8 protein-coding genes are annotated in these 11,404 nt (G+C 30.6%); 3 read left to right on the forward strand and 5 right to left on the reverse strand.

Annotated elements, in window-relative coordinates; all coding sequences use genetic code 11:
• Nucleotides 1-598 precede the first annotated feature (598 nt).
• Nucleotides 599-1,753, reverse strand: coding sequence for an epoxide hydrolase family protein (locus L3B98_RS23865; RefSeq protein WP_238918506.1), 1,155 nt, complete (start codon nucleotides 1,751-1,753; stop codon nucleotides 599-601).
• A 148-nt stretch (nucleotides 1,754-1,901) separates the two neighbouring features.
• Between L3B98_RS23865 and L3B98_RS23870 the strand changes: the two genes are divergently transcribed.
• Entirely contained in the window at nucleotides 1,902-2,756 is an 855-nt protein-coding gene (locus tag L3B98_RS23870) for an AraC family transcriptional regulator (RefSeq protein ID WP_238918507.1), read from the forward strand.
• Between the two features lie 196 nt (nucleotides 2,757-2,952).
• Here the strand turns inward: L3B98_RS23870 and L3B98_RS23875 are convergent, their stop codons facing one another.
• The 4 genes from L3B98_RS23875 to L3B98_RS23890 form a co-directional block, all read right to left on the reverse strand.
• On the reverse strand, nucleotides 2,953-5,202 hold the full coding sequence (locus tag L3B98_RS23875; protein WP_238918508.1) for an excinuclease ABC subunit UvrA: 2,250 nt from the start codon (nucleotides 5,200-5,202) through the stop codon (nucleotides 2,953-2,955).
• A 1-nt stretch (nucleotide 5,203) separates the two neighbouring features.
• Nucleotides 5,204-5,641 (reverse strand): MarR family transcriptional regulator, encoded by a 438-nt coding sequence (locus tag L3B98_RS23880; protein WP_015395714.1) that lies wholly within the window; start codon nucleotides 5,639-5,641, stop codon nucleotides 5,204-5,206.
• 468 nt (nucleotides 5,642-6,109) lie between these two features.
• Nucleotides 6,110-7,417, reverse strand: a complete 1,308-nt coding sequence (locus tag L3B98_RS23885; protein WP_238918509.1) for a lipase — start codon at nucleotides 7,415-7,417, stop codon at nucleotides 6,110-6,112.
• 251 nt (nucleotides 7,418-7,668) lie between these two features.
• Nucleotides 7,669-8,391: an alpha/beta hydrolase-fold protein gene (locus L3B98_RS23890; RefSeq protein WP_238918510.1), complete on the reverse strand. Its 723-nt coding sequence runs from the start codon at nucleotides 8,389-8,391 to the stop codon at nucleotides 7,669-7,671.
• 783 nt (nucleotides 8,392-9,174) lie between these two features.
• Between L3B98_RS23890 and L3B98_RS23895 the strand changes: the two genes are divergently transcribed.
• On the forward strand, nucleotides 9,175-10,335 hold the full coding sequence (locus tag L3B98_RS23895) for an iron-containing alcohol dehydrogenase (protein ID WP_077366599.1): 1,161 nt from the start codon (nucleotides 9,175-9,177) through the stop codon (nucleotides 10,333-10,335).
• 523 nt (nucleotides 10,336-10,858) lie between these two features.
• Nucleotides 10,859-11,395, forward strand: coding sequence for an HXXEE domain-containing protein (locus tag L3B98_RS23900; RefSeq protein ID WP_238918511.1), 537 nt, complete (start codon nucleotides 10,859-10,861; stop codon nucleotides 11,393-11,395).
• Nucleotides 11,396-11,404: the final 9 nt, after the last annotated feature.

Below are 11,404 nucleotides of genomic sequence, written 5' to 3' on the forward strand. Positions count from 1 at the left end.
TATACCATAATTATGCAGAAAATAAATAGAAGAATAAAATGGGAAAATCTCATTTAGAGGTGATACGGAGAACCATATCATAAGTAAAGGACAATAAGTAAATTAAAGTAAAATAAACACAAGATATTAATTAAATAATGCAAGTATTATTAGGCAGAATTATGTATTGAATTATACTAAAAATGGGGGAAAGCATACACATAAATATGGTGGACGTTAGATCATATTTAGTGCAGATGATTCAGAAGTTGTAGATGTTATGGTATACTTTGACCAAGACAGCCGAGCAGACTTGACAATGCATCAAGGATTGGTTAGGGCTATTACGGAAGTTATAATTCATAACTTGTATATCATGGTGTGAAGAAGTATAAGGCAAGCGGTAAATAGCGGGTAATATGATAGGTTATTTACCGCCCACTTTTTCTATAATATCTATTTCGGTATCAATTTAGGGAAATAGATACTAAATTGTAAAAATTATTAACTAGGTGTATGGAATTTGTTATTTCAATGTAGCTTGACATTTCTTTTTTTAATTCTGTTTAACAATTGTGTTATATCTGTAACTTTATAAAAGTAAAGCTATTATTGTTTATTATTCTTTAGATCTATAAGGTGTGAAGAATGCTCGAATTTCCTTAGCGAGAGGTTCAGGATCTTCCATAGAAGTAAAATGTCCACCTTTGGGCATTGTAGTCCATCGAGTGACATTTAAATTGCTCATAGCCCATTTTTTAGGTGGCAGCAATACATCAGCTGGGAAAAGGGCTATGCCTGTTGGTACGTTTATATGTCCCATTGGTGGCAATGAATGTACATTTTCATAATATGCATTTGCTGATGAGCCTATGGTATTTGTGATCCAATAGATCATTATATTAGTGAGAAGTTCATCTTTACTAAAGTTCTTATTTAAATCACCATTACAATCACTCCAGCTGCGAAATTTTTCTATAATCCATGCGGCCAAGCCCACAGGTGAGTCAGAAAGTCCGTAGGCAATGGTTTGAGGTTTTGTAGATTGAATAGACATATAACCTCCCTCATTTGAAATCCATTCAGAGGCATTTTTCTTATATTGTAGTTCTTCTTCTGAAAGTTCTGCTTCACTTTGAGAAACCATAAGATTTCTAATAATGCCGATATCTGTTAGATGGATTCCTATTAGAAGTTCTGGATGGTTTAATGCCAAGTATCTTGTAACCCCTGAACCAATATCACCACCAGCAGCAGCAAATTTACTATAACCAAGCTTTTCAGTCATTAGTTTTGCCCAAAGCTTGGAAACACGATAATTATCCATGCTACTATGTTTTGAAGCACTAGAAAAACCAAAGCCAGGTAGTGAAGGTACAATTACATCAAAAGAATCATTAAGATCACCACCATAACTTGCAGGATCAGTAAGAAGTGGGATAATCTTTTGATAACGTATGAAACTATCAGGCCATCCATGAGTAAGGATAATTGGTGTTGGATTAGGTCCTTTACCTTTTTCATGTATGAAGTGAACATCTATCCCATCCACATTGCAGCGAAAATGTGAAAAATGGTTTAATTCTCTTTCTTGTGCACGCCAGTCAAATTCATCCTTCCAATATGAAACAAGTGATTTTAAATAATTTATATCAGTACCTCGTTCCCAATCTGAGCCTTCTATTTGCTCAGGCCAGCGTACATGTTCCAATCTGTATTTTAAATCATTAAGTACCTCATCAGATACTTGGATATGGAATTTTTCAATAGACATAATAACTCTCCTTTCATGTAAGTCATGGTGCAGTTTTTTTTGACCATAACTTTCTTTCGTTCTTAATAATAGTTTATCATTCAAAAAATATGATACAATGTGATAAATGAAGCTTTTAACTATACTATTTGTTTATGGAGGAATATTTATGCCGCAAGTAGACCGTCACAAGAATAGAAATGTATATATCGAATTTATTGCAAATGAAGATTTTGTAAATCTACCTTATAAGGAGCGTTTAACTATAACTTTTATTACGAGTGGAAGCATGAATTTACAACTGAATGACCGCTCCATAAAAATTGCAGCTCCAAGTATTCTTTGTTTATCTACGAATGATGAAATACAAGTCCTTAAAAAGTGTAATGTAGCTTCTCAATCATTTTGTTTTCATCCTGATTTTTTTAATACAGCTCATTTCTCAGAATCTAATGACTATCTTTCAACTAATCTAAAAATAAAGAGAGGTCTTTCGCTTTTCAAAAAGGATAATATTAATACTGGTGTATATGTTGCAATTGAGAAAGTCTATCCAAAATTATATGAGTGGTTTTTTATTATGGGAACTGAAGTATATGCACAGAGCGATTCCCTTTGGGTGTGTAGAGTAAAAAAGTATTTAATACAAATCTTTGGTTTACTTGAAGAGTTGAACCACCATAGCGGAAAATTACCTGTTAACTTAGCGCTAGAATATATACATATAAATTATTCTGATAAAATAACTTTAGAAGATTTAACAAGATATGTTCATTTGAATCGAGTGTCATTAAATAAAATGTTTCAGGATTCATGCGGATCTACAGCGATGGGATATTTATTATCATATCGATTAAAAGTTGCAGAGAGTCTTCTAACCCATACAGATATGAGCTTAAATGAAATTGCACGTGCTACTGGCTTTGAATATGATACATATTTTATAAAACAATTTACTGCAAAAATAGGTACGACTCCAACAAAATTTAGAATTGGTTCACGGGAATTTGGAAATTGCCACTAATAAATTTTAATTAAATCAAAGAATGTGATATTTGCAAAATATATAATAATAAAGGTTTAACTATTATATAATATCAATTAAAATTTGATGACCATGTTATTATGCTAAAATTGGCAGACTATCTTCATATATGAGGACAGTAGAATTCATGGAATCACAAAGATGGAAAGAGAAAGCAATTCTATTAATATATATTTTAAGATATATATTCTAATAATCTTTTTCCTGTAAAAGATGAAGAACATTTTGTAATGCCACTAGGATATCCCATATATACTAGTTCTCCTCCATTAAAGCCTCCTAGTGGACCTAAATCAATAATCCAATCAGCTTGGCACATTATACTTAAATTATGTTCTAATATTATAACTGTTTTTCCTTTATTAATTAATTTACTAAATAACTTTATCAATTTTTTTATATCTGACTCATGTAATCCTGTGCTTGGTTCATCTAATATGTAAATTTCACCAGTATTACTTAAAAGCGTTATAGCAATTTTTAATCTTTGAAGTTCTCCACCTGACATGGTGTCAAGAGATTGACCAAGTTTAATATACCCTAGATTTACTTCAGAAATAGTATACAATATTTTCTTTAGCTCTTTGTCAATAAAGACTTCCATAGCTTCATCAACAGAGAGGTCAAGGATATCACTTATTGTGTATGAATTGTACTTATAATTTAATATTTCCTGTTTGTATTTGGTTCCATTACATAGTTCGCAAGTTTCTTCAACATCATCCATAAAAGCTAAATCTGTTTTTAGTATACCTTTCCCTTTACACAAAGGACATGCACCGTCTCCAATAAAGCTAAATAATGAAGGGGACTTACTATTTGCTTTACCAAAGATGGTTCTAATTTTATCAAAGAAGCCTATGTAAGTTGAGAGTATTGACCTAGAAGTGGTATGGATTTTTTTTTGGTTCAAAAGTATACTGCTTGGATACTTGTTACGGAAAAGACGTGTGATTAATGTACTTTTACCTGAACCTGCTACTCCAGTTACAACTGTTAAGGCATTTCTAGGTATTTTTATAGAGATATTTTTCAAATTAAACATATTTGAATTATTAAGCTCGTAGAATTCGTGAAACTCCTTATTCTTTGTAATTATATCATGTTTATTAGATAAAGCATTTCCAGTGGTAGTATCACTATTTAAGAGCTGCTTATATGTACCTTCAAAAGTAATTTCTCCACCTTTAATTCCTGATTCAGGCCCCATGTCAATAATGTGATCTGCTATATTTATTACATCAGGATCATGTTCCACAATTATAACTGTATTTCCTTTTTCTTTAAGCCCTTTGAATATCTTATTTATACCAGTTATATCATGAGGATGTAATCCAATGCTAGGTTCATCGAATATATAGAGGACATCACTCAGACTGCTGTTTAAATGTTTTGACATTTTAATTCGTTGAGATTCACCACCAGATAAAGTATTAGTTGTACGATTCAATGTAAGATAATTTAATCCCACTTCTTCTAATGTGCGTAAACGCTTGAGAATATCATCAATAACTGTTTGAACTTTTTGATCATGGACTAATTGAAGAAAAGACTTCAATTCACTTATTGACATATCAGTACAATCACCAATTGACTTTTCATTGATTTTGCAGGATAAAGTAGTATCATTAAGACGTTTTCCATTACAATGAGGACAGATTTGTTCATCAACAAGCTGCTCAAGTTCTTTTTTATATTGCTTTTGATCTTTTTCTAAAAATGAGCTTCTGATTCTTGGAATAAGGCCAATATATTTTGCTGTCTTATGCCAATTACTTGTGGGATTATCAGGAGCTTTTTCTTCTTCATAAAGTAGAGTATTAAGTTCTAAATCTGAGTAATCTTTAATTGGTTTTTCAATATCAAAATAACCAGACTCTGTATAACGGCTTAATCTCCATCCTCCGGGTTGAAATGTTGGAAACTTAATAGCACCATCATTTAAGCTTTTATTAAAGTCTATTAATTTATGAATATCAATATCTTTAATTACTCCTAATCCTTGGCAATGAGTACACATACCATTTGTATTATTAAAAGAAAAATTCATTGAGTAGCCAACAAAAGGTTTCCCTATTCTAGAGAATAGAAGACGCAATAAGGTATATATATCAGTGACGGTACCAACTGTTGAACGTGCATTTCCACCTATTTTCTTCTGGTCTATAATTATAGAAACAGGAAGATTGTTGATTTTTTCAACATTAGGTCTGCCATAGTGAGGTAATAATTGTTGAACATAAGTGGAATATGTATCATTTAACATCCTTTGAGATTCAGCAGCTAAGGTATCGAAGATTAGAGAAGACTTCCCTGAACCAGATAAACCTGTAATTATTGTGATTTTCTTCTTAGGTATATTTATAGATATATCCTTAAGATTATTTTCATTTGCATGGAAGATTTCAATCATTTCTTTTGACATATTAGCGCCTTCTTTCTTCAAAAACACTGCTCACTTTTAGGCATAGCTCAGCAAAAAGTTTTTGTTCACTTGGAGTTAAGGCAGAGGATGCAATTTCAGCTAAATGTTCATGACCTTTTTTTATTTCTTTTAAAAACTTGAAACCTTTATCTGTTAATATTGTCCATAGTGTCCTTGCATCGTAATCGCTTTTTTCTTGTTTTACATATCCCATATCTTTAAGAGCTTTTAATCCCTTAGATATTTTAGAACGTGAAACACCTAAGTTAATACTTAATTCTGCAGGGCGACTTCCATTTGTGTGATATAAGGATTCTAATAAATCATATTGAAACCAAGAAATATTCTCTGTATTTATCGTATTCCTTTCGGCAACAAGTTCACATTGAAGCCTCGATAATCCCTCTTCTAATTTAGAAGTATATAATTGTTTGTTCATAAAGTAAGTATCTCCTTGATATTTATAAAAGTAGTTTCTTTATGGAAACTATTTTAACATTTTTGCAAGATGATTGCAATATGGAAACTATTTTTTAATAGAGCACTAAGAAGTAATTCAAAGAGCTGCGAGTTTAATCTCGGAGTTAACAAAAAAGGTTTTAAAATAAATTTTAAGACAACAGAAAAGAACGCCCCATCAGACCAAGATTAAGCGTTCATAATTCTGTAAGTATTATATAAATCTAATAGCCCTAAACCTAAAAAACGTTCTAGGGAAAGTTAGTGTTACCAGCACTAACTTTTTCTTATTTATATTATATCACATTATGAGACAAGTGATATTTTACTCGCTGAGAGTACTAAGCATAGGACCGCAACTTTTCAAGTGACTAGGTTGCAGTCTTTTTAATTGTAATAGAAAATTATTATATATAATTATTAATCAAAATATATTATTTTGAATTAATTAAGATGGAAGTTGGTTTAGCATTTTAGCTAAATCTATAAACTTGTCTTGAAGAACTTTCCTATAAATTGGGTTATCTTGAGATACTACTTCAATATGATCTACGTCATCTATTACTCCCATATAATTCCACACCCCTTTTTCAGGAGTAGAGTCTGGGTCATAGTTTACAATTTTATCTTTAGATCCTTGGTGAGGAGCTATAGCAGATATAACACTGACTATGCCATCATTTGGCCACCAACTACTGTCCACTTTAACTTGTGCTCCAGTGGTAGTTGTATATTGTCCCATAAATATGGAACTTTTTAAAAGTAGAGGATCCATGTTAATATTAGGAATTTGATGTTTGGTTAATGAATCTTCATGTGTGTCTAAACAAGAGATAGAGAAATAGTAAATATCACTTTGTGCTTTAACCCAGCTGTTTAATTCTTTAGCACCTTCTTGTGATAAATCCCATATGCTTAAATCTTTAGTTTGCTTCCAAAGATTACTGTTAAACACTCGATGGACATAACTATCAAAAGATTCATAGGATTGCTTTTTTAGTCCCCATTGATCCATTCTAAAATCGAAGCAAGGATTATCAGAATGAGTCACTCCAGTAGCTGCTGCTATAGCAGCGAAAAATTTATGATAATGTGGTTCTAAAGTGTCTTTTTTTTCATCCTCTTGACTTCCATCATGAGGAGTTGCTATTGTGGTAATGCTTTCAATCCAATGATGATTTCCTGCAAGTAATGGACTTATATCAGTAGTGTTGTGCTTTATTTCATCAGGATCACCATTTTCTAATAATTGAGCTAATACTCTTATTGTTTCTCCACCCATACTGTGACCAATTAAATGTATTTTTTTTAATCCATTTTTACCTTCAGTTCCTAGTTCAGGATAAACTCCAGGATAAGTTCTTCCATAGCGCGAATGGCCAGCTTTGTTTGAATGTTCTTCGCCATAGTCTACTGTACCACCTTTTAGATATGCATATAATTCACAAGCTCTATCCCAGTTACTAGATATGGAACCGATAGTTGGAGTAAATACAGTATATCCCTTTTCAGTTAACAGATCTTTTAAACTGTTATGTCCTCCCCAATAATTTATTCCAAAAAGTTCATCATTTCCCCATCCAAATAACCCGTGAACCATTACTATAGGATAATTATTATCTAATTTGTAAGAAGATGAACTTGTACTAGAATTTTCAGAGTTATCAGTTACAGCAAAAGATTTGGTTGAAGGAGCAAATGCTAGTAGCGTAATTGATAACATTAAAGTTAAAAAATTTTTTATATGTTTTCTCATCATAAAACCCCCATTAATTAATATTATACTGACAAGTATAATATAGCACTATTTATATATTTAACACAAAAATGTAAAATACTGTAATTAATAAAGCAAGTCATTGTACTGATTAGTATAAGTAAAAAGCTTTAAATTCCTTAAAATTAGTACGCTTTTCTTTATGTCTTCTCCAAAAGACTCCATGTATGAAAAAATTATATAAAAAGTATAGTTCTCAAAAGGAAATATTTAAGTTTATTGAACAATCGTTAAAGGTGCATTAACCATAACAAGCCTTTAATGAATCGTTGAGTGATTTCTGTAAAATGGCCTCCATTATTCCATTCTAATAATACATTTTCTTTGGACGTAAGTTGTTCTGATAATATATCATAAGTTTTTCTAGTATTATCTCCAACTATGGACATACGTTTATTTCGACTTCGCTCTTCACTATTGCCAAGAGAAAGATATACTTTAGCCTTAGAATTTGGAGGTGAATTTGAAGTTATAAATTCAATCCAGTTATCATACCATAATGAACCAGAAAGACAGCCTATTTTACCAAAGGTTTCAAATTTATAAAGGCTGTATAAAGTAGCAAGGCCAGCTAGAGAATAGCCAATAAGTATAGTATTTTCAGAATCAGCTTTTGTCTTATAGTTCTTATCCATGAAAGGTTTAATAATATTGAAAAGAACATTAAGATATTCAGAGGCATTGCCACTAAAAGCGTCCATGTTTTTTCCTAAGGCTGGTGCAGGCCATGGAGAAAAATCCTTGTTCCAATCTTTTGATTCTATGTTTAAAAGAATAAAGGAATTGCAGTCTATATTAAAATGGGGTTCGATGGAGCTTATTATTTCTTCTATATCACTTCCACCATTTACATAGACTACAGGATAATTAGCATTATTTTTATTGTAGTCTGGTGGAAGATATAATGAGCAATTATATTCATCTATGTTTAAATTTTCAATGATTCCATTCATATATTTATATTTACTCCTTAAAAGATTTTATAAAATTTGTTAGACATATTAAGTTGTAAGTAGCCAAAGCTTATTATTTTTATTGTATCATTGAGCTATAGAAAACAATATGAATTTTATGAAAAAAATAGTGCAAGACTAAAGTCATTAATCACGAATTTAATATTGCAAACAAGAAATTAACTTTTCATTTTAGGGCAGAAATTAAAAACGTTAAGTGAAAAGTTAAATTCGTGATTTAGATAAGGCATTGAAAATGCAACACTAAATTCAATTTTAGATGATAAAATAAGTTAGCTAAATGCCAAATAATGCAGTTATTTTATCATTATCAGCATATTTGGGCATCAGAAATAGGTAGCCGAACTTTCTGTGCAAGACTAAATTCCGCCTACCTTATTATTGTAATACTAAATTCTTGAACTTAGTATTTTGCTATAAGACTATGATATAAATAACACAACGGCAATGGAATGTCAATGGTAAGACGAAGAGCAGAACTGCATATAAGGTTCTTTTCAATAGTTCTATTTAGATAATTAGGAAATAGTTAAGCCACTACCTGGATCAACCATCTCAAATGCATGATAAAAATAGTTCGACTAGATTTATGTGCAAGACTAACTTCTTGTAAGATGAATTTACTATTGCAATCATGAAGTTACTTTTTCATTTTAGCGCAGAAATTAAAAATTTTTATTGACCTTGAGTTAACTCTAAGGAGTATACTTTTAATTGTAAAGATAAACGCAATAAATTGCGTGTGTAAGAGGAGGAAAAGAAATGGAGAATTTTAGATTTAATGCATATACAGAGATGCTTTTTGGAAAGGGACAAATAGAGAAGCTTCCAGAGGTTTTAAAAAGATATGGTAAAAATATATTACTTGCATATGGTGGTGGAAGTATAAAAAAGAATGGACTCTATGATACTATCCAAAAGCTATTGAAAGATTTTAATATTGTTGAATTAAGTGGTATTGAACCAAATCCAAGAATTGAAACTGTAAGACGTGGAGTTGAACTTTGCAGAGAAAATAAAGTAGATGTTATTTTAGCTGTTGGTGGAGGGAGTACAATAGACTGCTCAAAGGTTATAGGGGCAGGTTATTATTATGCTGGAGATGCATGGGACCTTGTAAAAAATCCAGCTAAAATAGGTGAGGTCTTACCAATAGTGACAGTTTTAACAATGGCAGCTACTGGTTCTGAAATGAATAGAAATGCTGTTATTTCAAAGATGGATACAAATGAAAAGCTTGGAACAGGATCACCTAAGATGATTCCTCAAACTTCTATTTTAGATCCAGAATATTTGTATACATTGCCAGCAATTCAAACAGCTGCAGGTTGTGCTGATATTATGTCACACATATTTGAACAATATTTTAATAAAACTACAGATGCTTTTGTACAAGATAAATTTGCGGAAGGTTTGTTGCAAACTTGTATAAAATATTGCCCTGTTGCTTTAAAGGAACCAAAGAATTATGAAGCTAGAGCAAATATAATGTGGGCTAGTTCAATGGCTCTTAACGGACTTTTAGGAAGTGGGAAAGCTGGAGCTTGGACTTGTCATCCAATAGAACATGAATTAAGTGCATTTTATGATATAACTCATGGAGTAGGTCTTGCAATTTTAACTCCAAGTTGGATGAGATATATCTTAAGTGATGTAACAGTTGATAAGTTTGTTGACTATGCTGTTAACGTATGGCATTTAGAACAAAAAGAAGATAAATTTGCTCTTGCAAATGAAGCAATAGATGCAACAGAAAAATTCTTTAAAGCTTGTGGTATTCCAATGACTTTAACTGAACTTGGAATAGATAAAGCAAACTTTGAAAAGATGGCAAAAGCTGCAGTAGAACATGGTGCTTTAGAATATGCATATGTTTCATTAAATGCCGAGGATGTATATAAAATTTTAGAAATGTCCCTTTAAGATAAATATAATTATTTAACAGTCTTATGAAAAAATGAGATAATAGAAAAAGTAGGAATTGGAAATCAAATTAAGTATATTTTAAAATAGTAAGAAAGAATTAAGAGCGACGATGAAAAATAAACATTAATTAGAAATATAAGAAAGCTAATTTCAAATTGTTTTATTTAGTGATACTAGGATGTATTAATTGTATATATTATCTATACAATTAATACATCCATTATTATATAACTCTCAAATAGTAAGGTAATTGTAATATAAATAGAATATATAAGGCATACATTAGAATATTAATATATAAATTTAATCAAAAATAGATAATTTATAGGTATATAATAATATGAATGCCATACAATCGCAGTAAAATGTAATATTAACTATACGGGAAATAATAATTTGTTATAGTAACAATATATTTAGCTGAATGTTATAATTAGCATATAAGCACACTATGATGTAATTTTCGTCTATAATAATACATGGAAATAACATATATAATGGCTTTTATGGGAGGATAAAGATGGATAATATGAAAGTAATAGTATGGCTGTTTCCTATGCTTTTTATTTTTCATGATTTTGAAGAAATAATTTTTATGCAATCGTGGATCTGTAAGAATAGGGGATACTTAATTGAAAGATTTCCTACCTTATCAAAAAGGTTATTACCTCATTTTGATAATATTACAACGTCATCTTTTGCATTTGGCGTAGCAGAAGAATTTATTTTGATTAGCATAATCACAGTTATTTCTTATCTTACAAATTGGTATACCTTATGGGTAGGATTATTTATTGCATTTACTTTACATTTGGTAATACATTGTATGCAAACCTTAATAGTAAGAAAATATGTTCCAGCTATTATTACAAGTATTATTTGCTTACCTATATGTATTTATATTATTATGCATATAATATTATTATTTCAGTTTGATACTATTATTTTGTATTCTATTTTAGCTTTAATGTTAATGTTGATTAATTTAGTTTTTATTCACAAAGGGATGGATATATTCAACGAATGGTTAGTTAAATATGAACGACAAAGCAAATAGAAAACTAAA

Origin of the sequence: Clostridium sp. YIM B02555 (genome assembly GCF_022320955.1) — a bacterium.
Lineage (GTDB): Bacteria > Bacillota > Clostridia > Clostridiales > Clostridiaceae > Clostridium > Clostridium saccharoperbutylacetonicum.

What these genes read in the sequence shown, in the direction of transcription:
- L3B98_RS23865 (WP_238918506.1), bottom strand. Translation starts at nt 1,753, where the DNA reads ATGTCTATTGAAAAATTCCATATCCAAGTATCTGATGAGGTACTTAAT.
- L3B98_RS23870 (WP_238918507.1), top strand. Translation starts at nt 1,902, where the DNA reads ATGCCGCAAGTAGACCGTCACAAGAATAGAAATGTATATATCGAATTT.
- L3B98_RS23875 (WP_238918508.1), bottom strand. Translation starts at nt 5,202, where the DNA reads ATGTCAAAAGAAATGATTGAAATCTTCCATGCAAATGAAAATAATCTT.
- L3B98_RS23880 (WP_015395714.1), bottom strand. Translation starts at nt 5,641, where the DNA reads ATGAACAAACAATTATATACTTCTAAATTAGAAGAGGGATTATCGAGG.
- L3B98_RS23885 (WP_238918509.1), bottom strand. Translation starts at nt 7,417, where the DNA reads ATGAGAAAACATATAAAAAATTTTTTAACTTTAATGTTATCAATTACG.
- L3B98_RS23890 (WP_238918510.1), bottom strand. Translation starts at nt 8,391, where the DNA reads ATGAATGGAATCATTGAAAATTTAAACATAGATGAATATAATTGCTCA.
- L3B98_RS23895 (WP_077366599.1), top strand. Translation starts at nt 9,175, where the DNA reads ATGGAGAATTTTAGATTTAATGCATATACAGAGATGCTTTTTGGAAAG.
- L3B98_RS23900 (WP_238918511.1), top strand. Translation starts at nt 10,859, where the DNA reads ATGGATAATATGAAAGTAATAGTATGGCTGTTTCCTATGCTTTTTATT.